General features: G+C 62.5%; 21 protein-coding genes. 11 read left to right on the forward strand and 10 right to left on the reverse strand.

The genetic code is table 11. From position 1 onward, the window contains the following. The first annotated feature begins 325 nt into the window (after positions 1 to 325). The 4 genes from V1293_RS22010 to V1293_RS22025 all read left to right on the forward strand — a co-directional run bounded on the left by V1293_RS22010 (position 326) and on the right by V1293_RS22025 (position 5,336). The gene (locus tag V1293_RS22010) at positions 326 to 811 is read left to right on the forward strand and encodes a (2Fe-2S)-binding protein (RefSeq protein ID WP_334512166.1); all 486 of its coding nucleotides are present in this window, start codon (positions 326 to 328) and stop codon (positions 809 to 811) included. An 87-nt stretch (positions 812 to 898) separates the two neighbouring features. After that, entirely contained in the window at positions 899 to 3,238 is a 2,340-nt protein-coding gene (locus tag V1293_RS22015; RefSeq protein WP_334512168.1) for a xanthine dehydrogenase family protein molybdopterin-binding subunit, read from the forward strand. An 11-nt stretch (positions 3,239 to 3,249) separates the two neighbouring features. Then, positions 3,250 to 4,050 carry an FAD binding domain-containing protein gene (locus V1293_RS22020; RefSeq protein ID WP_334512169.1) on the forward strand — a complete coding sequence of 267 codons (801 nt, stop codon included), beginning with the start codon at positions 3,250 to 3,252 and terminating at the stop codon, positions 4,048 to 4,050. A 173-nt stretch (positions 4,051 to 4,223) separates the two neighbouring features. Next, on the forward strand, positions 4,224 to 5,336 hold the full coding sequence (locus V1293_RS22025) for a CaiB/BaiF CoA transferase family protein (protein WP_334512170.1): 1,113 nt from the start codon (positions 4,224 to 4,226) through the stop codon (positions 5,334 to 5,336). A gap of 127 nt (positions 5,337 to 5,463) precedes the next feature. On the opposite strand, the gene hppD is transcribed toward V1293_RS22025, so the two are convergent. After that, on the reverse strand, positions 5,464 to 6,582 hold the full coding sequence (gene hppD, locus V1293_RS22030) for a 4-hydroxyphenylpyruvate dioxygenase (RefSeq protein WP_334512171.1): 1,119 nt from the start codon (positions 6,580 to 6,582) through the stop codon (positions 5,464 to 5,466). Between the two features lie 122 nt (positions 6,583 to 6,704). Here hppD and V1293_RS22035 point away from each other — a divergent pair, with 122 nt between their 5' ends. After that, positions 6,705 to 7,172, forward strand: a complete 468-nt coding sequence (locus V1293_RS22035; RefSeq protein ID WP_334512172.1) for an Lrp/AsnC family transcriptional regulator — start codon at positions 6,705 to 6,707, stop codon at positions 7,170 to 7,172. 85 nt (positions 7,173 to 7,257) lie between these two features. Next, on the forward strand, positions 7,258 to 7,569 hold the full coding sequence (locus V1293_RS22040) for a DUF1272 domain-containing protein (RefSeq protein WP_334512174.1): 312 nt from the start codon (positions 7,258 to 7,260) through the stop codon (positions 7,567 to 7,569). Positions 7,570 to 7,646: 77 nt separating this feature from the next. Here V1293_RS22040 and V1293_RS22045 read toward each other — a convergent pair whose 3' ends face one another. The 6 genes from V1293_RS22045 to V1293_RS22070 all read right to left on the reverse strand — a co-directional run bounded on the left by V1293_RS22045 (position 7,647) and on the right by V1293_RS22070 (position 15,163). Then, on the reverse strand, positions 7,647 to 9,374 hold the full coding sequence (locus V1293_RS22045) for a metallophosphoesterase family protein (RefSeq protein ID WP_334512176.1): 1,728 nt from the start codon (positions 9,372 to 9,374) through the stop codon (positions 7,647 to 7,649). A 195-nt stretch (positions 9,375 to 9,569) separates the two neighbouring features. Beyond that, entirely contained in the window at positions 9,570 to 10,835 is a 1,266-nt protein-coding gene (gene fahA / locus V1293_RS22050) for a fumarylacetoacetase (RefSeq protein WP_334512178.1), read from the reverse strand. Between the two features lie 130 nt (positions 10,836 to 10,965). Continuing rightward, positions 10,966 to 12,312, reverse strand: a complete 1,347-nt coding sequence (gene hmgA / locus V1293_RS22055; protein WP_334512180.1) for a homogentisate 1,2-dioxygenase — start codon at positions 12,310 to 12,312, stop codon at positions 10,966 to 10,968. A gap of 2 nt (positions 12,313 to 12,314) precedes the next feature. Continuing rightward, positions 12,315 to 13,271, reverse strand: a complete 957-nt coding sequence (locus V1293_RS22060; RefSeq protein ID WP_108522249.1) for an MBL fold metallo-hydrolase — start codon at positions 13,269 to 13,271, stop codon at positions 12,315 to 12,317. Positions 13,272 to 13,304: 33 nt separating this feature from the next. After that, positions 13,305 to 13,529 (reverse strand): DUF2783 domain-containing protein, encoded by a 225-nt coding sequence (locus tag V1293_RS22065; protein WP_334512183.1) that lies wholly within the window; start codon positions 13,527 to 13,529, stop codon positions 13,305 to 13,307. 23 nt (positions 13,530 to 13,552) lie between these two features. Further along, the gene (locus V1293_RS22070) at positions 13,553 to 15,163 is read right to left on the reverse strand and encodes an FAD-dependent oxidoreductase (protein WP_334512185.1); all 1,611 of its coding nucleotides are present in this window, start codon (positions 15,161 to 15,163) and stop codon (positions 13,553 to 13,555) included. Positions 15,164 to 15,300: 137 nt separating this feature from the next. Here V1293_RS22070 and V1293_RS22075 point away from each other — a divergent pair, with 137 nt between their 5' ends. Beyond that, a complete protein-coding gene (locus tag V1293_RS22075) occupies positions 15,301 to 15,816 on the forward strand; it encodes a MarR family winged helix-turn-helix transcriptional regulator (protein ID WP_334512187.1) in 516 nt (171 codons plus the stop codon). 5 nt (positions 15,817 to 15,821) lie between these two features. On the opposite strand, the gene V1293_RS22080 is transcribed toward V1293_RS22075, so the two are convergent. From V1293_RS22080 to V1293_RS22090, 3 genes are read right to left on the reverse strand one after another with little or no spacing between them, the layout of a single operon-like run. Continuing rightward, the gene (locus V1293_RS22080) at positions 15,822 to 16,166 is read right to left on the reverse strand and encodes a RidA family protein (RefSeq protein WP_334512188.1); all 345 of its coding nucleotides are present in this window, start codon (positions 16,164 to 16,166) and stop codon (positions 15,822 to 15,824) included. Positions 16,167 to 16,178: 12 nt separating this feature from the next. Continuing rightward, entirely contained in the window at positions 16,179 to 17,069 is an 891-nt protein-coding gene (locus V1293_RS22085; protein WP_334512190.1) for an NAD(P)-dependent oxidoreductase, read from the reverse strand. A 3-nt stretch (positions 17,070 to 17,072) separates the two neighbouring features. Further along, complete coding sequence (locus V1293_RS22090) at positions 17,073 to 17,879, reverse strand: N-acyl homoserine lactonase family protein (RefSeq protein WP_334512191.1); 807 nt, start codon at positions 17,877 to 17,879, stop codon at positions 17,073 to 17,075. Between the two features lie 540 nt (positions 17,880 to 18,419). On the opposite strand from V1293_RS22090, the gene V1293_RS22095 reads away from it, so the two are divergent. From V1293_RS22095 to V1293_RS22110, 4 genes are all read left to right on the forward strand, one after another. Beyond that, entirely contained in the window at positions 18,420 to 19,886 is a 1,467-nt protein-coding gene (locus tag V1293_RS22095; RefSeq protein ID WP_334512193.1) for a caspase family protein, read from the forward strand. Between the two features lie 147 nt (positions 19,887 to 20,033). Further along, complete coding sequence (locus V1293_RS22100; RefSeq protein WP_334512194.1) at positions 20,034 to 20,711, forward strand: OmpA family protein; 678 nt, start codon at positions 20,034 to 20,036, stop codon at positions 20,709 to 20,711. 158 nt (positions 20,712 to 20,869) lie between these two features. Beyond that, the gene (locus V1293_RS22105; protein ID WP_334512195.1) at positions 20,870 to 21,796 is read left to right on the forward strand and encodes an efflux RND transporter periplasmic adaptor subunit; all 927 of its coding nucleotides are present in this window, start codon (positions 20,870 to 20,872) and stop codon (positions 21,794 to 21,796) included. Continuing rightward, positions 21,796 to 24,945, forward strand: a complete 3,150-nt coding sequence (locus V1293_RS22110; RefSeq protein WP_334512196.1) for an efflux RND transporter permease subunit — start codon at positions 21,796 to 21,798, stop codon at positions 24,943 to 24,945. The genes V1293_RS22105 and V1293_RS22110 overlap by 1 nt, the downstream gene beginning before the upstream one ends. Positions 24,946 to 24,977: the final 32 nt, after the last annotated feature.

The following is a 24,977-nucleotide window of genomic DNA, read 5'->3' on the forward strand; positions in this document are numbered from 1 at the left end:
TCCCCTGGAGGGGCGAGACGAGCGAAGCTCGCTCGTGGGTCGGTTCGCATGGAGCGAAGCGAAATGCGAAACGGGGTGGGGTGATCTGCCAACTCGGGCGCTGATCGAGAGGAGAGACCGTCACCCCACCCCGCCACTCATTTCATGAGCGGCACCCTCCCCCTCCAGGGCCTCTCCAGGGGAGGGTAAAAAGATTCTCCGCGAGAATCCTCAGCGCGCTACGCGAATGTCATCACAATGACAGGGGCGACCAAAATCCTAGTTGCAAGTTCCCTCTCCCGTGTTTCTAATTGGAATAATTATAAAACATCGGGAGGTACCACGCGTGTCTACAGTCAAACTGACGGTGAACGGCAAAGCCGTCTCGGCCGAGGTCGAGGACCGGACGCTTCTCGTCCATCTTCTGCGCGAAAATCTGAACCTGACCGGCACCCATGTCGGCTGCGACACCAGCCAGTGCGGCGCCTGCGTCGTCCATATCGATGGCCGGGCGGTAAAATCCTGCACCGTGCTGGCGGGCCAGGCCGCCGGCTCCAGCGTCACCACCATCGAAGGCATCGCGAAAGGCGACGAACTGCACCCGATGCAGGCGGCGTTCCGCGATAATCACGGCCTGCAGTGCGGTTACTGCACCCCGGGCATGATCATGTCGGCGATCGATATTGTGCACCGCCACAGCGGCCAGCTCGACGAGGAAACCGTCCGGCACGAGCTGGAAGGCAACATCTGCCGCTGCACCGGCTACCACAACATCGTCAAATCGGTGCTCGACGCAGCCGGCCGGATGAAGGTCGCGCAGGCGGCTGAATAGAAGCCGCCGGCGAGCAATTTTTCGAATTCAACACCGCGTTTCGAAACGAAATAGCGGAAACAATAACTCCGGTTGGGAGGACAGGACATGGGCGTTGAAGGCATTGGCGCAAGCGTCGTGCGCAAGGAAGACCGCCGTTTCATTACCGGCAAGGGACGTTACGTCGACGACATCAAGCTGGTGGGCATGACCTACGCGCATTTCGTTCGCAGCCCGCACGCGCATGCCAAAATCAAGAGCATCGATACATCCGCGGCGATGAAGATGCCGGGCGTGGTCGGCGTGCTGACCGGCCAGCAGATCGTCGATGACAAGATCGGCAACCTTATCTGCGGCTGGGCCATCACCTCCAAGGACGGCACCGGCATGAAGATGGGCGCATGGCCGGCGATGGCGCCGGAAACCGTGCGTTTCGTCGGGCAAGCGGTCGCGGTGGTGATCGCGGAAACCAAGAACCAGGCGCGGGACGCCGCCGAGGCCGTGGTCGTCAACTACGAGGAATTGCCGGCCGCCGCCGACATCAGCGCCGCGATCAAGGCGGGCGCGCCGCAACTGCACCCGGAAGCCCCGGGCAACGTGATCTACGACTGGACCATCGGCGATGAAGCCGCAACCGAAGCGGCTTTCAAGTCGGCAGCCAATGTCGTGTCGCTCGACATCACCAACAACCGGCTGGTGCCGAACGCGATGGAGCCGCGCGCGGCGATCGCAGAGTATAACGAGCCCGAAGAGCACTTTACGCTCTACACGACCTCGCAGAATCCGCATGTCGCCCGCCTCGTGCTGTCGGCGTTCTACAACATCGCGCAGGAGCACAAGCTGCGCGTCGTGGCGCCCGACGTCGGCGGCGGTTTCGGCTCGAAAATCTTCATCTACCCCGAAGAGATGGTGGCGCTGTGGGCCTCCAAGAAGGTCGGCCGTCCGGTGAAGTGGACCGGCGATCGCACCGAGGCCTTTCTCACCGACGCCCATGGCCGCGATCACCTCACCAAGGCGGAGATGGCGTTCGACAAGGACAACAAGGTCACGGGCTTGCGCGTCAAGACCTACGCCAACCTCGGCGCCTACATGTCGCTGTTCTCCTCCTCGGTGCCGACCTATCTCTACGCGACGCTGCTGTCGGGCCAGTACAACATCCCCAACATCTTCGCCGAAGTGATCAGCGTCTACACCAACACCGTGCCGGTCGATGCCTATCGCGGCGCGGGCCGCCCCGAAGCAAGCTTTGTGGTGGAACGGCTGATGGAGACCGCGGCGCGGCAGTTGAAGGTCGATCCGGCCGAACTGCGCCGCAAGAATTTTATCACGCAGTTCCCGCATCAGACGCCCGTCATCATGGCCTATGACATCGGCGACTTTAATGCCTCGCTCGATGCGGCGATGAAGGCGATCGATTACGCGGGCTTTCCGGTTCGCAAGGCGACGGCTAAATCCGAGGGCAAGCTGCGCGGCATCGGCATCTCCTGCTATATCGAGGCCTGCGGCATCGCGCCGTCAAAAGCCGTCGGCAGTCTCGGCGCCGGCGTGGGTCTATGGGAATCCGCCGAAGTCCGCGTCAACCCGGTCGGCACCATCGAAGTCCTGACGGGATCGCACAGCCACGGCCAGGGCCATGAGACGACCTTCTGCCAGCTCATTGCCGATCGCCTCGGCATTCCCATCAGCCAGGTGCAGATCGTGCATGGCGACACCGACAAGGTGCAGTTCGGCATGGGCACCTACGGTTCGCGCTCGGCGGCCGTTGGTCTCACCGCGATTCTGAAGGCGATGGAAAAGGTCGAGGCCAAGGCCAAGAAGATCGCGGCCCATCAGCTCGAGGCATCCGAGAACGACATCGTCATCGAGAACGGCGAGTTCAAGGTTACCGGCACCGACAAGTCGATCGCGCTGCCGATGGTCGCACTCGCCGCCTACACCGCGCATAATCTGCCTGACGGCATGGAGCCGGGTCTGAAGGAGGGCGCGTTCTACGACCCGACCAACTTCACCTTCCCGGCCGGCGCCTACATCTGCGAAATGGAAGTAGATAGCGCTACCGGCAAGAGCTCCTTTGTCAACTTCGTGGCGGCTGATGATTTCGGGCGACTGATCAATCCGATGATCGTCGAAGGCCAGGTCCATGGCGGCCTTGCCCAGGGCATCGGCCAGGCGTTGCTCGAAGGCGTGGTGTATGACTCATCGGGTCAGCTCGTGACGGCGTCTTTCATGGATTACACCATGCCGCGCGCCGACGACCTGCCGTCGTTCAAGCTGTCGCACACCACGACGCTGTGTCCGGGCAATCCGCTCGGCGTCAAGGGCTGCGGCGAAGCCGGCGCGATCGGCGCGTCGGCCGCCGTAATCAACGCCATCACGGATGCGATCGGCAACAACAAACTCGAAATGCCCGCGACGCCCGATCGCGTCTGGCATGCGATCCACGGCTGAGGAGGAAAACCATGTACCAGACAACCTATCACCGTCCCTCCTCGATCGATGAAGCCGCGGCATTGTTCGCCAAGGGTTCAGACTCGAAATACCTGGCCGGCGGTCACACGCTGATCCCTGTCATGAAACAGCGCTTGGCCTCGCCTTCCGACGTAATCGATCTCGGCAAGATCAAGGAGCTTGTCGGCATCGAAGCATCCGGCGACACGCTGACGGTCAAGGCGGCCACGACGCATTGCGACGTCGCCCAGAACGCAGCGGCAAAGAAGGCAATCCCCGCACTGGCCTATCTCGCTTCACTGATCGGAGATCCCGCCGTGCGCCATCGCGGCACCATCGGCGGCTCGATCGCCAACAACGATCCGGCGGCGGATTATCCCGCCGCCCTGCTCGCGCTTGATGCGACCGTGACGACCAACAAGCGCAGCATCAAGGCCGATGACTTCTTCAAGGGCCTGTTCTCAACGGCGCTGGAAGACGGCGAGATCATCACCGCGGTGACGTTCCCGATTGCGGCCAAGGCGGGGTATTCCAAATTTCTCCACCCGGCGTCGCGCTTCGCATTGACCGGCGTGTTCGTGGCCAAGACCTCCGCCGGCGATGTCCGCGTCGCCGCCACCGGCGCCTCGCAAGACGGCGTCATGCGGGTGCCGGCGATCGAGGCGGCCTTGAAGGCGAACTGGTCGGCAGGTGCGCTCGACGGCGTCACGATTTCCGCCGACGGCTTGATGAGCGACATCCACGGCACGTCGGACTATCGTGCCAACCTCATCAAGGTGATGGCGCAGCGCGCAGTGACCGCCGCGGGCTAATAGCGCCTGGACACAACTTTCATGCAAGCGGCGCGCAGCAATGCGCGCCGCTTTCGCATTTTGGTCCGATTCTCGGCAAAAGAAGCTTGTCAGGGCCTCGCTTCGGCGGGACAATTTAGCTAATCAACTAATTAAAGCGTTGCCAGAGACGCTTCCCTTGGGAGAGAAAACAAGTGCTCGACAAACCAGCCACCCAATCCGCCACCCGCACCTCCGGCCCGCTCGCCGGCTTCCGCATCGTCGAATTCGCCGGCATCGGCCCGGGCCCGTTCGCCTGCATGATGCTGGCCGACATGGGCGCGGAAGTCGTGACACTCGATCGCGTCGGCGCGAAGAAGAACCTGAAATCGGTGGCGGGGCGCGGCCGGAAAGTTGTCGAGCTCGATTTGAAGGACAAGGCCGCGGTCGCGCAGGTGCTCGACCTGCTCGCTGGCGCCGATGCGCTGATCGAAGGCTTTCGCCCCGGCGTGATGGAGCGGCTTGGCCTCGGGCCCGATGTGGTGATGGCCCGCAACCCGCGGCTGGTGTTCGGCCGCATGACCGGCTGGGGCCAGGAGGGCCCGCTGGCGCAAGCGGCCGGCCATGACATCAACTACATCTCGGTCACCGGCGCGCTTGCCGCGATCGGCACGAAGGAGAAGCCGGTGCCGCCGCTCAACCTGGTCGGCGATTTCGGCGGCGGCGCGCTCTATCTCGTGGTCGGCGTGCTCGCCGCGCTTTTGGAAGCGTCAAAATCCGGCAAGGGCCAGGTGGTCGACGCCGCGATGTGCGATGGCGCGGCGTCGCTGATGTCGATGTTCTTCGACATGACCGCGATCGGCCGCTGGGTCGAAGGACGCGAACAGAATTTCCTCGATGGCGGCGCGCATTTCTACGGCATCTATGAATGTTCCTGCGGCAATTTCATTTCGATCGGCTCGATCGAACCGCAGTTCTATGCGCTGCTGCGCCAGCATGCCGGCCTGACCGACGCCGACTTCGACGCGCAGATGGACCGCAAGGCATGGCCCGCGCTGAAGGAGAAACTCACAAAGGTGTTCAAGAGCAAGTCCCGCGAGGACTGGTGCAGGATCATGGAGGGCACCGACATCTGCTTCGCGCCGATCCTGACCATGGCGGAAGCGCCAAAACACCCGCACATGGCCGCGCGCAAGGTGTTCGTCGAGCGTCACGGCGTGACGCAGCCGGCGCCCGCGCCGCGCTTTTCGCGCACGCCGTCATCGATCAGGGATGCGGAGAAGGCGGATATCGGTGAACTGACAAACGCGTGGAAGGCGGGACGGTAATCCTCTTTCCGTCATGGCCGGGCTTGTCCCGGCCATCCACGTCTTGCTTTGCATGAAGCTCCAAAGAACGTGGATGCCCGGGACAAGCCCGGGCATGACAGTGAATGATTGCGCCGCCACAAACCTTTCAGGCCGCGTTCCCCACCTTCAACACACCGCGGCGAATCTGATCCTCCTCGATCGACTCGAACAGCGCCTTGAAATTACCCTCGCCGAATCCATCATCGCCCTTGCGCTGGATGAATTCGAAGAAAATCGGCCCGATCGCGTTCGCCGAAAAGATCTGCAGCAGCACCTTGGTGTGGCCGCCGTCGACCACGCCCTCACCGTCAATGAGAATGCCGTCGCGCTGCAGCCGCGCGACGTCCTCGCCATGCTGCGGCAGGCGCGCATCGATCTTCTCGAAATAAGTATCGGGCGGCGACGGCATGAACGGCAATCCCGCCTCGCGCAACGCCTCGACGGTGCGGTAGATATCCCGCGCGCCACAGGCGATGTGTTGGATGCCCTCACCGCGATAGATGTTGAGATATTCCTCGATCTGTCCGGAATCGCCGGCATCCTCGTTGATCGGAATCCGGATCTTGCCGTCCGGACTCGTCAAGGCACGGGAGAACAGGCCGGATGCGCGGCCCTCGATGTCGAAGAAGCGGATCTGGCGGAAGTTGAAGAGCTTTTCGTAGAAGCCGGTCCATACATCCATGCGGCCGCGATGGACGTTGTGGGTGAGGTGATCGACGTAATACAGCCCCGCGCCGGCAGGACGTGGGTCCTTGGCGCCCAGCCATTCGAACTCGAGGTCATAGGCCGAGCCCTTGGCGCCATAGCGGTCGACGAAATAGAGCAGGCTACCGCCGATGCCCTTGATCGCGGGCACATCGAGCGTCTTCTGCGCGGAAGAAATATCGGCGGGCTCCGCACCCAGCGAGAGCGCCCGCTCATAGGCCTGCTTCGCATCGACCACGCGAAACGCCATCGATGGCGCGCAGGGCCCGTGCGCGGCGACGAAGCCATGGCCGTGGGTACCAGCCTCCTCGTTGACGAGATAATTGATGTCGCCCTGGCGATAGACCGTGATCTTCTTTGTCTTGTGGCGAGCGACCGGCGCATAGCTCATCAGCTTGAGCAGCGCGTGCAGTTCTGCAGGCTTCGGGTGCGCATACTCGACGAACTCAAAGCCGTCCGTGCCCATCGGATTATCGGCGCTGATGGTGGCGGCTGGCGCATCGTGCGGAAACGGACCCATGGCGGAATCTCCCAAAATTGAGCTGGATCAATATCGGTCGAAACGCGCGCAAAGTGTGTGCAAATGGCCGTGCATCTGGCTATGATCGCGCACATATCGTGCATAGAAACGGCAGTTGGCGCATGATCTCCGTAGACACATTCGATCTCAAAATACTGGCCGCGCTGCAGGACGACGGCCGGCTGACCAACCAGCAGCTCGCCGATCTCGTCGGCCTGTCGGCCTCGCAATGCTCGCGGCGGCGGATGCGGCTGGAGGAGGAAAAGGTGATCGCGGGCTACCACGCCGACCTCGCCGGCGAAGCCCTCGGCTTCAACCTGATCGCCTTCGTCCACATCACGCTGGCGACGCATTCGCCCGACAACGCCAAGAAATTCCGTGAACTGGTCAACCGCGTCGACGACATCCAGGAGGCCTATTCGCTCACCGGCGACGCCGACTACGTGCTGAAGGTTCTGCTGCGCGACCTCAAGGACCTCTCCGGGCTCGTCAACGACGTGCTGATGCCGCACCAGAGCGTCGCGCATGTGCGCTCATCGATCGTGCTGGACCGGCTGAAAGAGAGCGCGAGGTTGCCGTTGAAGTCCTGACGTGGCGCAATTTGAGGGAAATTTGTCATTCGCGTTTTCCCTCCGATTTGCGATGATCCCCCAGGATTCACATCACGAGACCGCCATGGCGCTGCAACTCCGGCCGAACTGCGAATATTGCGACAAGGACCTGCCGCCGAACGCTGTGGACGCGCGGATCTGCTCCTACGAATGCACGTTCTGCGCGGATTGCGTGGACAACAAGCTGCACAATGTCTGCCCGAACTGCGGCGGCGGTTTTGAGCGCCGGCCGATCCGGCCCGCGACCGAGCGGCGGCCCGGGGTATGCGCGGCGAAGCACCCGCCGTCAGACAAACGGGTGCACTTGAAGTACAGCGTTGAGGAAGTCGCGGCCCATTCGGCGAAGATCGGGCATATTCGACCCGAAGAGCGGTAGGCGCGGTCCCTGTGAAACAGTTTCTGAGGAAACTCCGCGCGCTTAAGTGATCGACACGGCGCGACGCAAATTACGTCCTACCTGGCCTTTCGGACCGACGGATACCACTGCACCATATAGCCCTGACCAGGCAAATGGCCGCCGTCGCTTTCGACTGTCTCGAAGCTCAGCAGCCCATCGGGACCAGGCTGCAGGTCGGGAAAGCCGCCGACCGGCTGAAACTCATATTCGAAGCCTCCCGCCTTCTCAATGAAGATCTTGACATGGTCTATGAAGCGCCCCAGCGCGAAGTACCAGACGCCATTGTCCATCTCCAACATCTGATACTGATATTCGACAACGGTCGTTTTTGACGAGATCTGAGCGGCTCCAGCGATCCGGTTGTTTAGCACCTTGTCGCGCTTCTGCGCCTTCGGCTTCGGCGACATTTTGATGACCGAGAATGCACGATCTCGAATATTCTTCGAAGGATGATTTTCGACGCGCTTGTTTGTGATGGTTCTAAACTCGAAGAGTTCCTCGGGCCCGGGATACAACTCGATCTTATAGCGAACCGTGGCTTCGATGAAGTTGCCCTCTGGCAGGCTTATCGGCCGATGTTTGAGCGTTATTTCCGCTTTTGTCCCAGCGCGCTTGGAATGGAAAGGCTTGAACCGGCGCAGGGCGTGGAAAAGATACTTTGAATTCTGCGGCAGGATTTTCTTTTGAATCAGGAAGCGGGCGACTCCGTCGGGCCAGTACCTGTTATCCGTTGTCCAGCAGTCACGTTCTTCCATCCATCTCCGATGGTGAATGGCACCTTCGCCCGTCGCGCAGTTCAGCAGACCGAAGTTGAACGCATTTGTATAGCGCGGATTGGCTGGCGTCCTGCCTGCATACGCCGACCCGGCGGGAATAAACTTGATGTCGCCGAAATTTCCAGAGACTGAACTGAATCGCGGCAAGTGCTCATGCCCGTACAGGACCAGGTCGAAATTCGATGAGATCAGTTGCTCTAGGATGGCCTGCTCATCTTCATGCACCCAGCTCAACGGATGGTGCATAACAAGAATCTTGAAATCGGCGTGACGCAGCCGCGCCATGGCATCACGAAGCTGTCGTTCAGTGATCGCGAGTGTACCATAGTCCCAGTATGGATGATCGGCGGCTTCACCCTTTGCGCGTATCGCGTGCCGACCGCAGCAAACAGCCGTATTGATCGTTGCGATGCCGAGCTTGTTGGACCCGCGATCCAGAATGAGCGAATGAACGAGATCCCCATCCGGATACGACCAGCCGTTGTCCTTTGAGAAATGATAGAAGCTCTGGAAAGGCGAGAGCATCATGGGAGACTTCTTGCGATCGTACAGCAAGTCGCCAAGCTGCCGTTGGCGCTCGGGCGCCTTCGAGGACAACAGCTTTTCCCAGTCGAGCGGGATTTCGGAGATCTTGTCTCGCTCTAGGTCGTGGTTTCCCGGCGAGAACACGAATGTAGCTCGCTCGCCAATAAGGCTACGTATTGGATCAATGAGGCTAGTCTTTGCGGCCGCATACTCAGATGCGCTTCCTGAGAATGCGACATCGCCACTGAAGACAACGAGATCGATGTCCGACAGTTCGGGATCAAAGCTACTTCTGGCGCGAATGTCTTCCAGCATTCCTTGCAGCAGAACGCTTCGGTCGAGATCGGGGAGGCCTTGATGCCAATCGGAAATGTGCAGCCAGGCAACGCGGCTCTTGGAGTCTCGCGAATGGCCGCTTGAAACGCCGTTTTTACCTTTTTTTAATATTCGCTTGAAATCATTTCGAGACTGTTGCTTAGCCACAACGGTAAACCTATCTTGGGCAAGTATCTTGCTTCGAGGTCTGCTTCACAGCTAAATTAAGGCCCAGGCAATTAAAGGTTGAATGGAGAGTTCCATGCTCGACATCAGCGGTCAAGTACTCGGCGAAAAGTAACTGATCTTGAACGACTTTTGCTGTGCGGCGACCTTGCCGCCGGCAAGCTGGTAACATAACGCCTAAGGTACGATAGTACCCTCCACCTCACCGAAGCCGACGCGATAGCCATCGCCCTGGCACCAGCCGCGCATCACGAGCGAATCGCCGTCCTCCAGGAACGTCCGTTTCACGCCCGCGGCCAGCTCCACCGGCTCGGTGCCGTTCCAGCTTATTTCGAGCAGGCTGCCGCGCTGGTCCTTTTCCGGGCCGGAGATGGTGCCAGAGCCTAAGAGATCGCCGACGTTCATGGCGCAGCCGGACGAGGCGTGGTGCACGAGTTGCTGCACCGACGACCAGTACATGTACTTGAAATTAGTACGGCTGATGTTTTGGGCCTCGTTCATCTGCGCCGCGCGCAAACCGACCTCGAGCGCCATGTCGTAATTGTTCGGCTGCGCCTGCTGCAGATAGGGCAGCGGCTTCGGGTCCTGCGCAGGCCCATGCAATCGGAACGGCTCCAGCGCCTCGCGCGTCACCACCCACGGGCTGATCGAGGTCGCGAACACCTTGGCCTGGAACGGGCCGAGCGGCACATACTCCCACTGCTGGATGTCGCGCGCGCTCCAGTCGTTCAGGATCACGAAGCCGAAGATCATCTCTTCGGCCTGCTTCTCGGTGAGCATTTCACCCATCACCGACGGCTGGCCGACCACCACGCCCATCTCGAGTTCGAAATCGAGCCGCTTGCAGGGCCCAAAACTCGGCACGTCGGTGGTCGGCGGCTTCAGCTGCCCGCGCGGACGGCGAACCGGCGTGCCGCTGACGACGACGGTGGAAGCGCGGCCGTTGTAGCCGATCGGCATGTGCAGCCAGTTCGGCTGCAAGGCATTGTCCTTGCCGCGGAACATCACGCCGACATTGGTGGCGTGCTCCTTCGATGAATAGAAGTCGGTATAGCCCGAAACGGCGAACGGCATGTGCAGCTTTACATCCGCCATCGGCAACAGCGCGCGCTTGCGCAGCTTTTCATTGTCGCGCAGCTCGGGATGATCCTGCCGCAGAAGCTCGCTGATCCGCGCGCGCGTGCTCGACCAGACTTTTGGCCCCAGCGCCATGAACGGATTGAGCTGGGGCGCGACGAAGACGGCGGGTTCGACGACGTCGAACCGGCAATCCTGCGCGAGTTGCCAGAGATCGAGCACGTAATTGCCGATCGCGACGCCGATGCGCGGGGCGAGGCCGTCCTTGGCGGAGAACACGCCGTACGGGAGATTCTGGATCGGGAAATGGGAATCGGGCGCGACGTCGATGAAGGAGCGCAGTTTGGGGTCGTTGGGATGGGGCACAATGTCTCTCCGATTGGGCATCGTCATGGCCGGGCTTGTCCCGGCCATCCACGACTTCTCTTTGCTGCCTCAAGACGTGGATGCCCGGGACAAGCCCGGGCATGACAGAGTTTAAATGGCCTGCGACACCTCACGGCTTGTTCGGATCGAACCGCTTCTCCAGTCCCTTCCAGCAATCGGCGTAGTCATCCTGCAAGGTCGCCGACTTCGCCGCGTGCTGGGTCACGCGCTGCGGGTATCGCGTCTCGAACATGAAGGCCATGGTGCCGGTCAGTTTCACCGGCTTCAACTCGCCATTGCTGGCGTGATCGAACGCCTGGCGATCCGGGCCATGCGGCAGCATCATGTTGTGCAGGCTGATGCCGCCGGGGACAAAACCTTCCGGCTTGGCGTCGTAGACGCCGTAGATCAGCCCCATGAACTCCGACATGATGTTCATGTGATACCAGGGCGGACGGAAAGTATTCTCCGCGACCGCCCAGCGTTCCGGGAAGATGACAAAGTCAATATTCGCGGTGCCCGCGGTTTCCGACGGTGACGTCAGCACCGTGAAGATCGAGGGATCGGGATGGTCGAAGCTGATGGCGCCGACCGGCGAGAAGGTGCGCAGGTCATATTTGTAGGGCGCGTAGTTGCCGTGCCAGGCCACCACGTCGATCGGCGAATGCGGCAGGGTCGTCTTGAACAGCGAACCGCCCCACTTCACATAGAGTTCGGTCGGCGTGTCCTTGTCCTCGAAAGCCGCTACGGGGGTCAGGAAGTCGCGCGAATTGGCGAGGCAGTTGGCGCCGATCGGCCCGCGCTCCGGCAGCGTGAACGCGCCACCGTAATTCTCGCAGAGATAGCCGCGCGCAGGGCCGTTCGGAATCTCGGCGCGGAATTTCACGCCACGCGGGATCACGGCGATCTCGCCCGGCTCGATATCGATGCGGCCGAATTCGGTGACGAGCCGCAGATTGCCCTGCTGAGCCACGAACATCATCTCACCGTCGGCATTGTAGAAGTGCTGATCGACCATCGACTTGGTGATGAGATAGACATGCGCAGCCATGCCGGCCTGGGTGTTGGCATCGCCTGCGGTCGTCATGGTCTGCACGCCCTGCAGGAAGGTCATGTCCTCCCCAGGAATCGGCGCGGGATCCCAACGCAGTTGCGCGATCGGCAAGTCGTATTCGTGGCATGGCGCGGTGCGCCACAGCCCGGCATCGGCTTTGGCGAAGCGGCCCGAATGCTTCACCGACGGGCGGATGCGATAAAGCCATGAGCGCTCGTTGCTGCCGCGCGGCGCGGTGAAGGGCGAGCCGGAAAGCTGTTCGGCATAGAGCCCGTAGGCGCAGCGCTGCGGCGAGTTGCGCCCCATCGGCAGCGCGCCGGGCAACGCCTCGGTCTCAAAACTGTTGCCGAAGCCGGACATGTAGCCCGGCGTCAATTGCGCGGTGCTTCGAACGATCTGATCAGGCGAGGTATTGATATTCATGGTCATCCTCCTCCTTGCAGGGCGGCCCACATTTCCTGGTCACGCTTGTCGGTCCAGATCACGGGGTCGTCGATTCCCGAGGCTTCGTCGAACGCGCGCGAGACGTTGAATGGCAGGCAATGCTCGTAAATGGCGAAGCTGGAAAATTTCGGGTCCATCACCTCGCGCGTCGCGGCCATGGTTTCTTTCAGCGTGCGGCCCTTGGCGACCGAGCTCTCCGCCGCGCCGTAAAGCGAGGTGACGAAATCGCGCGTCATCGCGATGGCATCGCGGCCGGTCGAAAGTCCCTTCAGCGCGTCGCCACGGCCCGGCGCGATCGCTTTCGGGTTAAAGGCGCGGATTTCATTCAGCGTAGCCGGCCATTCGCGCAAATGCGCGTCGCCGCAATAGCAGGCGGAGTGATATTCGATGAGATCGCCGGAGAACATCACCTCCGCATCCGGCACCCAGGCCACGATGTCGCCGGACGTATGCCCGGCGCCAAGCTGCATCAGCCGCACCTCTCGCTTGCCGAGATAGATCGACATCTCGCCCTCGAAAGTCAGCGTCGGCCAGGTCAGGCCGGGAATGCTCTGCGCATCCTGGAACAGGCGGGGAAAGCGGCCATATTCGGAATCCCAATCCTGCTGGCCACGCTCCTCGATCAGCCGATGGGTTTCGGCTGAGGCCACGATGCCCTGCGCCTTGTAGGCGGAAGCCCCGAGCACGCGCACGGCATGGTAATGCGACAGCACGACATATTTGATCGGCTTGTCGGTGACCGTGCGCACGCGCTCGATCACCTTGTTCGCCATCGCCGGTGTCGCCTGCGCATCGAACACCAGGCAGCCGTCGTCGCCGACAATGATCGCGGAGTTCGGATCGCCCTCGGCGGTGAAGGCGTAGAGATCGGTGCCGATTTCGGAGAAGGTGATCTTCTTCTCCACCAGATCGGTCGTGGACGCGAAACCTTTGGCCATCAATTCGATTCCTGACTTCGTTCGAGACATGAATTACTGCTGCTGTTGTTGCTGCGGGCTCGCGTCGAGCATCCGCCGCTTGGCGAGCGCGATGGCCTCGTGCAACACGGCGAGATCGCCGATGTGGTTGGCGAGAACCAGAACCAGCATCGCGTCGAGATCGGCGCTCTGTTCGTCGCTCAAGCCCCGATGGGCCTCGACGATGGCGCGAAACGCGTCGTCGGGCTTGGAAAAATTCGAAGCGGTCGATAGCGCCATTAGAAAAACCTCAATTCGAAACCTCAGTTGTGGCCGGCAGCACGCGCCAGCGCGGCGTTGAGCCCCTCGCGGGTCGGATGCCGGAACCGCGCCGCGACATATCCATCGGGCCGCAACAGATAGGCGGTGCCCGGCTCGGCGTCGTAGCGCGCGACCGCAAGCCCTGCGGCATCGGCCAAGCCGCCATCGCCAATGCGGACCGTACCCACCCCTTCAGGCACTTCCACGGCCGCTCCATTGCCAAACTCCAGTAACGTGAACCGCGTTCCGGCATGTATGAAGGCTTCCGTCAGGAACATCGGCTCGCCGCCCGGGCCTGCAACCGGCGCGTCCGCCATCGAAGCGCCGGGCCGCGGGCCGCCGCGCCAACTGTCGCCATCGGCGGTCGAGAGCGGCGTCTCATAGATCGAGGGCGTCGAGAGACGCCCCGCATTCACCATGCGCTTGCCGAACTCGGTTTCCTTGGCGAGCGACAGCACCGCCTTGCGCAGCCGCGCCTCCTGGTGCGAATTGGGCGCCATGAAGTCGGTCGAGCGCGTGGACTCGCGGATGTTCTCGTCGGCGGCCGCACTGCGTTCGGTATGGTAGCTCTCCAGCAGCGCCTCCGGCGAGGTTCCCCGCAGCACGCGATCAAGCTTCCACGCCAGATTCTCGGCATCCTCGAGCCCTGAATTGGCGCCGCGGGCGCCGAACGGCGAGACCTGATGCGCGGCATCGCCGGCAAAGATCACCCGGCCATGGACGAACTTGTTCATCCGCCGGCACTGGAACTTGTACAGCGAGATCCATTCGAAATCGAACTTGTCATGGCCGAGCATGCGCGCGATGCGGGGCCGCACGTTCTCCGGCAGCTTTTCGACGGCGGGATCGGCAAAGCGATTGAGCTGCAGGTCGATCCGCCAGATGTCGTCTGGCTGTTTGTGCAACAGCGCAGAACGTCCGGCATGGAACGGCGGATCGAACCAGAACCAGCGCTCGGTCGGAAACGCAGCCGTCATCTTGACGTCGGCGATCAGGAATTGATCCTCGAACACTTGCCCTGCGAATTCCGCACCCACCATTTGCCGCAGCGAGGAACGCGCGCCATCGCAGGCGATGACGTATTGCGCATTCAGCCGATACGGCCCATCAGGCGTCTGGATCGTCAAAGCCACATGGTCGTTGCGCGGCTCGAGCCCCGTCACCTTGTTGCGCCAGCGCAGGTCGATTGCGGGAAGCTCGCCGACGCGATCGACCAGATAGGCCTCGGCATAGAATTGCTGCAGGTTGATGAAGGCCGGCCGCTTGTGGCCCTGCTCCGGCAGCAGATTGAACTGGTAGAGCTGCTGCTCGCCGTGAAAGATCTTGCCGACGCTCCACACCACGCCCTTGTCGACCATGCGCTGGCCGATGCCGAGCCGGTCCCAGAATTCGAGCGAGCGTTTTGAAAAGCAGATCGCCCGCGAGCCCTCGCCGATCCGGTCGGCGTCGTCGAGCAGCACGACGGATTGCCCGCGTTGCGCCAGATCGATCGCCAGCGACAGCCCCACCGGGCCGGCGCCGACCACGACGACGGCGTATTCAGCGATGTTCGCACCCGCCCGGTCCTGATCGGGGTGGCGGCGATAGCCGAACTGGGTTTTAGTCAGCGCCATGCGGGCTCAACCCCGTGACTAGCCAAGGGCCTGCGACCCTGCTAAATTAGTCTCACCTGCAACTATCTTAAACCCCCGGCCGGGTCCGGCGTCAACTCAAATCGAGGCGATTCTTGCCAAAGGCGATTTCAGGCGAAATGGCTGCCGATCCACGAGAAGAGAGCGCGCCGAAAAAAGCCGCGCGCCTTGATCTCTTCAAATTCGCGCCGTTTCAGCTCAACCGGCTGGCGGCGGAAGTCAGTTCCGCGCTCTCGGCCGAGTATGCGGTCCGCTACGGGCTCGACATTCCGGAATGGCGCGTGCTGGCGACGCTCGGCTTCCGCCACGATGCCTGCAGCGCGCAATATATCGCCCACTGCACCCGCACCCACAAATCCACCATCAGCCGGGCCGTCACCTCGCTGATGAAGCGGCAGATCATCGAGCGCGTCGAGAACGAGGACGACCGCCGCGAATTCCGCCTGCGCCTGACACGCAAGGGCGCAACCCTCTACGAGGAACTGATCCCGCGCCTGTTGCGCAAGGAGCAGGCAATCCTGTCATGCCTCTCCGCGCAGGAGCGGCGCGATTTCGCGCGGCTGCTCGGCAAGATCGAGCAGAGCCTCGAACTGGTGCAGACCAGCGAAGAGGCCGATGCGAAAGAGGCTTACTGACCGGCTCACTTCACTGCCGTCACCACGATCTCCACGATGTGCGGCGGTTCGAGATCGACGCCGATGCAGGCGCGCATCGGCGGGTTCCTGGTATCGACCCACTCGTCCCAGGCGCGGTTCATCTCGGCCTTGCGCTTGATGTCGGTGATATAGACGATGGCCGAGAGGATCTTGCTCTTGTCCGTGCCGCACAGCGCAAGGCTTTCGTCGATCCGGGCGAGCGCCTTTGCGCTCTGCTCGTACATCGAGGAACTGACCGGATCCGGCGCGACCGCCACCGTGAAAACGAGATCCTCGTGAGCGACGGCGCGGCTGCGGGTGGGCGTGAGCCCGGCAAAGCGATGGATCATGGTTGTCTCCGGTTAGCGGCTATCAATATGCTTCGCGATGACAGGAAAATAGTTGTCCCCCGAACCGGCATCGATGGCTTCCTGCAGCACCGTACCGATCAATTCCGCGCCGCGAATCCTGATGCCGGCGTCGGCCGCCAGCTCCAGCGCGTACGACAAATCCTTCAGCGCGTATTCGGTTGAAAACGCGCGCTCAGGAAAATTGCCCGGCACGATCGCCTTCATGCCGTGGTTGCGCAGCGCAAAGCTGTCCGCCGAGCCCTTTGAAAGCGTATCGAGCAGCAGTTTTGGATCGACGCCATTGTGCTTCGCCACCGCGACCGCCTCAGCCAGCGCGTTGACGGTTTCGAACAGCACCATGTTGTTGAGGATTTTTGTCACCTGCCCCGCGCCGACCTCGCCGCAATGGGTGACGTCGGTCGCAAAACAGCGGATCAGCGGCTCGATGTCGGCGTAGAGCGCAGGCGTCGCGCCAACCATCACGCTCAGCGTGCCGTCCTGCGCCGCCTGTCGCGTACGCGCGATCGGCGCGTCGGCCCAGGCAGTGCCTTTGGCCTGCAACTGCCCGGCAAAATCGCGGGTCTGGCTGACCGACGACGTACCGAGATCGACCACGACCTGCCCGCTGCGGACGTTCCTGAGAATGCCGTCGCCTTCGAACACCGTGCGCACATGCTTGGCGCTCGGCAGGCACAGGAACAGCAGGTCGCTTTGCCTGATCAAATCGGCAACGGAGCCTGCGATCTCGGCGCCATCCGCCTGCAGCCGCGCCAATGGCTCCGGCGACAGATCGAAGGCAATGACGCGCTTGCCGCTCTTCTTCACGAGATTGCGACAGATCGGCTCGCCCATCACGCCGAGGCCGATGAAGCCGACAGTCTTGTGCGCTGACATCAAAGCCATCAGCTATTTCGCAAACGAACGCGATGGCGCAAGATGCAGCGCGAACACATCGACCTTGTCGCTGGCGCGCGGATAGATCTCGCTCACGATCGGATCGTGGCCGGGGATGAAGCGGTCGGGATGCCCGGCCAGCCGCTCGACGATCTCCCAGCCCTGCGCCATGTCGCCGACATTGTAGACGATCGGAAACGGGCTGCGCTTCTGCAGATTGGCGTAGTAATGTGCCGCGTCCGACGCCAGCACCACCGGCCCGCGCGCCGTTTCCACGCGCACCACCTGCAACCCGTCGGAATGGCCGCCGACGCGATGCACCGTCACGCCGGGCGCGATCTCGCCGTCGCCGGAATGAAAGGTGACGCGCTCGCCATAGACATGGCGCACCATCGTGGTGACGTGCTCGACCGAGAACGGATGCCGCAGCATGCCGTTGCACATGCAGCGCCCGGTCGCATAGCTCATCTCGCGGTCCTGCAGATGAAACCGCGCGCTGGGGAAGCGATCGAGATTGCCGGCGTGGTCGTAGTGCAAATGGGTGACAATCACGTCGCGGATTGTGCCGGCGGCCACGCCGAAATCCGCCAGCGCGTCGACCGGATTGAGCGTGAGCTTGCGCGAGCGCGCCTTCGCCTCTTCGGCATTGAAGCCGGTATCGACCAGAATTTCGCGACCGCCGCCTCGGATCAGCCAGACGAAATAATCCAGGTCCTGCGCGGTGGTCTCGTGCGGATCGGGGATCAGAAAATTCAAATGGGGGGTGCGCGGCGACATCGTCGCGTAGCGCAGCGCGTAGATTTCGTAGGCATTTCCCATCGGTGTTACCTTTTTTGGAAGTTTCTTGGATGCGTGGATTGGCCGACCCCGGCAACAAGCCATTGTCATCCGCAAAGGTCAAACCCCGAGGCGAATGACCGCCGCATGACAGCGCCGCGCACTATGTGAGAGGGATCACATTACCGCCGAGTGGCGTCGCCTCGAAAGCGGGGTGACGCGGTATCGGCGGCAGCTAAAGCCGACGGGCCGCGGCACGCTGGATGCCCCGCTTTCGCGGGGTATCACGGTCATGTCGGGACGCGAAGCCGGGTACGTGTGCGAAAGCATTGTCGGCAGACCAGGAACCGTTTGCCCCGACCAATTGCAAGCTGTGGTTCTGCCATCACAGACGCTTTTATTCCTTTCGTCCGCCCCGCCCCTGTCGCGGTGAATTGTCGCAATTAGTGACGACATCGCAAGCGGTTGACGGGCTGCGGGCGCGGTTTGATAATGCTGGGAGCGTAGAGTAAGGTCGCCGCGGCGCGAGCTGGTATCGGCGCCATTTTTGGCTGGACTGCCGTGATCTGGGCTGCCGTTATTATGAAAATCCGCCTTGCATTACTCCTCACATTGTTTTTTTCGGTCGCGTCGGTAGCCCCGTCGTTCGCAGCCGGTGAACGGTATGCGCTGGTGATCGGCAACGCGAAATATCCGGACGCCGAGGCGCCGCTGAAGGAGCCGATCAACGATGCCCGCGACATCGCCGAAGAGCTCAAGCGCGACGGTTTCAATGTCGATATCGGCGAGAACCTCACCGGCGAGCAGATGCGCCGCGCTTTCGAGCGCCTGTATGGCAAGATCAAGCCGGGCTCGGTCGCGCTGATCTTCTTCTCCGGCTTTGGCGTGCAGTCGAGCCGCCAGAGCTACATGATCCCCGTCGATGCCCAGATCTGGACCGAGCCCGACGTCCGCCGTGACGGTTTCAGCCTCGAGACCGTGCTGGGGGAGATCAACAGCCGGGGCGCCGGCGTCAAGATCGCGCTGATCGATGCCTCCAGGCGCAATCCGTTCGAGCGCCGGTTCCGCAGCTTTTCCGCCGGCCTTGCGCCGGTCATTGCGCCGAACGGCACACTGGTGATGTATTCGGCCGCGCTCTCGTCCGTCGTTTCCGACAATGGCAGCGACCGCAGCCTGTTCGTGAAAGAACTGCTGAAGGAAATCCGCACCCCCGATTTGATGGCGGAGGAAACGCTGAATCGCACCCGTGTCGGCGTGACCCGCGTCTCGCGCCAGGAACAGGTGCCGTGGATTTCGTCGTCGCTGGCCGAGGATTTCTCCTTCATCCCCAGCGGCTCAGGCCCGCGGCCGGCGAGCCCGCCGCCTGGTCCGGTGGCCACGGCGCCTGCAGCGCCACCTGCTCCCGCGCCTGCGCCTGCACCCCCAGCGGTGGCCGCACCGGCGCCTCCGCCTGCGCCGCCCGCGTCGCCAAAACCGGTTGAAGCCGCGATTCCTCCACCCCCGCCGCCGGCCAAGCCGGCCGAGAGCCCCGGCCCGACCGTGCCTGCGCTTGCCGACGATCCGACCATCAAAAGCCTGAACGCCAAGCTCAACGAAAATCCGGACGATGCCGCCGCGCTGTACCGGCGCGGGCAGGTCTATGCGAGCAAAGGCGCTTACGAACTCGCCATCAAGGACTTCAACAATTCGCTGCGGCTGAACCCGAAGGATGTGGAAGCCTTCAACAACCGCTGCTGGGCACGCACGGTGATCGGCGACCTGCAGGCGGCCCTGAAGGATTGCAACGAGGCGTTGCGGCTGCGACCGAATTTCGTCGACGCGCTCGACAGCCGCGGCCTCGTCAACCTGAAGAGCGGCCAGAACAAGAATGCAATTGCTGATTTCGATGCCGCTCTCAAGATCAACCCGAGATTGACGTCGTCGCTGTACGGTCGGGGCCTTGCCAAGAAGCGCAACGGTTCGATTTCGGAAGGCGACCTGGATATCAACAATGCGAAGGCGATGGACCCCAATATCGTCAAGGAATTCGCCGATTACGGGGTGCAGTGACGATTTTTTTAGATGAAGGCTGGCGGCCCCTCGAACCCTATCGCGGGCGTCCAGACTAAAGAGAAGCAGCCGGCCGCGACCCAAAGTCCGGTAGCTCATTTGGATGACGTTGGAACCGCGTGGGAAGCCCGCAGGAGGGGACTGACAATGGCAAATATCTCAGCAGCGAGACCCTTTACCGCAATCGTCTCGGTTGCGGCATTCGGCGCCGCAATTTCCTTTAGCGCGGGAACCGCCCTGGCCCAGGACAAAAGCGTCACCGAGGATCAGATCGTCCGCGCGCTGGTACCGGAAAAGAAGCCGCTGACCCGCGGGCTTTCGACCGGTCCGCAGACCACCGTCGACCCGGCCGTAACCGCCGCCGAGGGCAAGTTCGTCCAGAAGATCCGTGGCCGCTCCACGCGTTCGCTTTCGAGCGCCGAGCGCGAAGAGATCGCCGCCATCGTCAAGGACAAGCCGAAGATCGATCTGGAGATCAACTTCGACTACAACTCGGCCGATATCAGCGCGAAGTCGCTGCCGTCGGTTCAGGCGCTCGGCCGTGCGCTCACCAACAATGATCTCAAAGGTTCGACCTTCGTGGTCGCGGGCCATACCGACGCGGCCGGCGGCGAAACCTATAACCAGGATCTCTCCGAGCGCCGCGCCGACGCGATCAAGCGCTATCTCGTCGACAAATACGGCATCAACGGCACCGATCTCGTCACCGTCGGATATGGCAAGAGCAAGCTCAAGGATCCGAGCCAGCCGATGGCGGAAGTGAACCGCCGCGTCCAGGTCGTGAATATGGAAAACAAGGCCACGGCGTCGAACGCAGCCAAATAAGGACTGCAAGTAAGGGCGTGGCGCCGACCAATATTTTCCGGCTACAATGCGTCCCGCAGCCCCCGTGCGGGACGTATTCGTTTTGGGCTCCATTGCAGGTCGTCGGCCAGCCAAATGCGCCCTGTTTGATTTGACTTCCAGTCTGGATTGATCCGGCGATGAAATTCTCCGAATACCTCAAACCTGCGCTCGGAGTGGCCTTCGTTGCCGCTCTCGCCGTCGGCTATTACTGGTTCGAGCACCGTCCGCACGCCGAAGAAAAAGACACGCCGGGCCAGGCGCTGGTGATCGTGACCAAAGCCACCAATGCCTGCTTCTCCGACATGGTGCGGGTCACCGGCTTTATCGTGCCGCGCCGGGAGGCCCAGATCGGTGTCGATCAGGAAGGCTCACGGGTGACCGACCTGTTCGTCAGGGAAGGCGACATGGTCACCGAAAATCAGGAACTGGCGCGCCTCACCGCGCCGCCGCAGCAGCAGCCCGGCGCCCCGGGCGGCCGACAGGGGCCGATCTCGCTACGCACCCCCGCCGCCGGTCTGGTCACTGAGGTCAGGACCGCAGTCGGCGCTCCGGCCTCGCCGCAGGCAGGCCCGATGTTCCGCATTGCCGTGAACAATGAAATCGAGCTCGAAGCCGAAGTGCCGAGCATTCACCTGCTCAAGCTCAATCCGGGTGCGACGGTGCGCATCAGCCGCGACGACGCGCCCGACGTCGTCGGCAAGGTCCGGCAGATTTCGCCGCAGATCGACCGCACCACCCAGCTCGGCAAGGTCCGGATTTCGCTGAACAACAATCCGTCGCTCAAGGTCGGCATGTTCGCCCGCGCCAATATCGACGCCAAACGTTCCTGCGGCGTCGCCGTGCCGCGCACCGCCATCGACCGCCTGACCCTGCAGGTCGTGAAAGGCAACACCATCGAGACGCGACGGGTGCGCGTCGGCCTGACCTCCGAAACCTCCACCGAAATTCTTGAAGGCCTCGACGTCGGCGAAATCGTCGTGGCTGATGCTGGCACCTCGCTGCATGACGGCGACCAGATCAAGACCATGTTCGCCGACGAACTCGAGCGCACGCGGACACGCTAATGGCATTGAACATCTCGGCATGGTCGATCAGGAACCCGCTGCCTTCCATCGTCTTCTCGATCATCCTTCTGGTGCTGGGCTGGGTCAGCTTCACCAAGCTCGCGGTGACACGGCTGCCGAGCGCCGACATCCCGGTGATTTCGGTCGCCGTCGCGCAATTTGGCGCAGCTCCCGCCGAGCTGGAATCGCAGGTCACCAAGACCATCGAGGACGGCGTATCCGGCGTCGAGGGCGTGCGGCATATTTCGTCGTCGATCACCGACGGCCTGTCGGTGACCACGATCCAGTTCGCGCTGGAGACCAACACCGATCGCGCGCTCAATGACGTCAAGGACGCCGTCACCCGCGTTCGCTCCAACCTGCCGCAGAACGTCAACGAGCCGCTGATCCAGCGCGTCGACGTGATCGGCCTGCCGATCGTCACCTATGCGGCGATCTCGCCCGGCAAGACGCCGGAGCAGCTTTCCTATTTCGTCGACGACGTCGTCAAACGCGCGCTGCAGGGCGTGCGCGGCGTGGCGCAGGTTGAGCGCATTGGCGGTGTCGAGCGCGAGATTCTGGTGTCGCTCGATCCGGACCGGCTGCAAGCCGCGGGGCTCACGGCCGTCAATGTCAGCCAGATCCTGCGCGGCACCAATGTCGACGTCGCTGGCGGCCGCGCCCAGATCGGCAAGAACGACCAGGCGATCCGCACGCTGGCCGGCGCCAAGACGCTGAACGAACTCGCCGGCACCATGATCCCGCTGTTCGGCGGCGGCGAAATGCGGCTCGACGATCTCGGCACCGTCACCGACACCATCGCCGATCGCAGCACCTTTGCCCGCTTCAACGGCGAGCCCGTGGTGGCGCTCGGCATCAAGCGCTCCAAGGGCGCCAGCGACGTGGTGGTGGCGGCCGCCGTGCAGAAGCGCATCGACGCGCTGAAGGTCGCCTATCCCGACGTCGACCTGAAGCTGATCGACACCTCGGTCGACTTCACCAAGGGCAATTATGAAGCGGCGATCTCGACCCTGTTCGAGGGCGCGATCCTTGCCGTCATCATCGTGCTGTTGTTCCTGCGCGATATCAGAGCCACCGTCATCGCCGCGATCTCGCTGCCGCTGTCGATCTTCCCGGCGTTCTGGGTGATGGACCTGCTCGGCTTCTCGCTCAACCTGGTCTCTTTTCTCGCCATCACGCTGTCGACGGGCATCCTGGTCGACGACGCCATCGTCGAGATCGAGAACATCGTGCGCCACATGCGCATGGGCAAATCGCCCTATCGCGCGGCCCTCGAAGCCGCCGACGAAATTGGCCTCGCGGTGATCGCGATTTCGCTGACCATCATCGCGATCTTTGCGCCCGCCAGTTTCATGTCGGGGATCGCCGGGCAATTCTTCAAGCAGTTCGGCATCACGGTGTCGGTGCAGGTGTTCTTCTCGCTGCTCGCCGCGCGCTTCGTGACGCCGGTGCTCGCCGCCTACTTCCTGAAGGATCATCCGCACGAGGACCCGCCGCCTGGGCGCATCCTGCAAGGATACACCCGGCTCGTGACATGGTCGGTTAAGCACTATTTCATCACGGTATTGATCGGCTTCGGCGTCTTCGCGGCTTCGATCTGGAGCATTACGCTGCTGCCGCAGGGCTTCCTGCCCGCGCAGGACACCGCGCGCTCGCTGCTGGCGATGGAGCTGCCGCCGGGCTCGCAGCTCGCCTATACCGAGAAGGTGACGGAGGAAATCGTCGCCCGCCTGCGCAAGCGGCCCGAGGTGAAGAGCATCTTCGTCGATGGCGGAAGGGTGCCGCCGGGAACACAGGAAGTCCGCCGCGCCGCGCTGATCATCAATTACACGCCGAAAGGCGATCGCAAGATCACGCAGCGGCAGCTCGAACTCGAAATCGGCCAGGAGCTCGAAAACGTTCCCGACATCCGCTTCTGGTTCCTCGACGAGAACGGCCTGCGCGCGATTTCGCTGGTCGTGACCGGCGTCGACAGCAACATCGTCAACAACGTCGCCAGCGAACTGGCGACGCAGATGAAGCGGATTCCGATCATCGCCAACGTGATCTCGGAAACCGCGCTCGACCGACCCGAACTCCGCATCCGGCCGCGCGCAGAACTGGCGGCACGGCTCGGCGTCTCCACCGAAAGCCTGTCGCAGACGATCCGTGTCGCCACCATCGGCGACGTCGGTCCGGCGTTGGCGAAATTCGACGCCGGCGACCGCCAGGTGCCGATCCGCGTCCAGCTCGAGGACAGCGCGCGCAGCGACCTGCAGATGCTGCAGCAGTTGCGGGTGCCGCTCGGGCAGCGCGGCGAGCGCGGCGGCGTGCCGCTGTCGGTTGTCGCCGACATCCAGCTCGATCAGGGCCCGACCAGCATCAACCGCTACGACCGCGAACGGCAGGCAACGGTGGCCGCCGACCTCGTGGGCACCGCGGCCCTCGGCGACGCGACCAAGAAGATCTACGACCTTCCGGTCATGAAGAGCCTGCCGAAGGGCGTGAAGGTGAGCCCGTCGGGCGACGCTGAAAGCCTGGCCGAATTGTCGGACGGTTTTGCCACCGCCATTACCGCCGGGCTGATGATGGTCTACGCCGTGCTGGTGCTGCTGTTCGGAACGTTCCTGCAGCCGATCACCATCCTGTTCTCGCTGCCGCTCTCGATCGGCGGCGCGATCGTGGCACTGCTGCTGACCGGCAAGCAGCTCACGACGCCGGTGTGGATCGGCATTTTGATGCTGATGGGCATCGTCACCAAGAACGCCATCATGCTGGTGGAGTTCGCGGTCGAAGCGATCCGCGAAGGCAAGAAGCGCGACGAGGCCATCATCGACGCCGGCATGAAGCGGGCCCGCCCGATCGTGATGACGACGATCGCGATGGCGGCCGGCATGATGCCGTCAGCGCTGGCGTTCGGCGCCGGCGGCGAATTCCGTTCGCCGATGGCGCTTGCGGTGATCGGCGGTCTCATATTCTCCACCATCCTGTCGCTGGTGTTCGTGCCCGCGATGTTCATGGTGATGGACGATCTCGGCGCAATGTTCTGGCGCTTGGGTAAGAAACTGATCGTTTCCAGCGCGGAGACCGAGGCGGGCGGTCACGGACCGGATCATCACCACGAGCCATCAGCCAAGGGCCCGCCCGCGATGTCGCCTGCGGCGAAGTAGGGCCGGCTCTGCGCCCTTTGAGGGTAGAGCCG

It is taken from the genome of Bradyrhizobium sp. AZCC 1693, assembly GCF_036924745.1.
Classification (GTDB): Bacteria; Pseudomonadota; Alphaproteobacteria; order Rhizobiales; family Xanthobacteraceae; genus Bradyrhizobium.